At 57.9% G+C, this 273-nt stretch carries 1 protein-coding gene; it reads right to left on the bottom strand.

Translation table 11 applies throughout. The annotated features are described in order from the left end of the window. A partial coding sequence (locus tag QSV46_RS39775; protein WP_314964101.1) for a hypothetical protein occupies window positions 1–273 on the bottom strand: 273 nt, incomplete at both ends.

Genomic DNA, 273 nt, shown 5'->3' with positions numbered 1-273 from the left:
CAGATACCCCGCCAGATCAACGTCGTTAAGGGTGTCTGTCGGCCAACCTATGAAAACCTCGGTGACCACGATGATAAAGAACGCGGCCGCCACCAGCCACATCAACCCAAACACGACGAGGCTCACCCACCAGGCGAACCTTTTACGTCGCGACAGCGCGTCCGACAGCACCAACAGGACCACGACACCGGCCCAACCGAAACCGTCAACCGGGAAAATGAACAACGAGAACACGTTGTTGGCGATAGCCACCCACGTGGTGCGGCTAAACAC

Origin of the sequence: Bradyrhizobium cosmicum (genome assembly GCF_032290525.1) — a bacterium.
Classification (GTDB): Bacteria; Pseudomonadota; Alphaproteobacteria; order Rhizobiales; family Xanthobacteraceae; genus Bradyrhizobium; species Bradyrhizobium cosmicum_A.
This window is presented reverse-complemented; position numbering and strand designations above follow the sequence as displayed.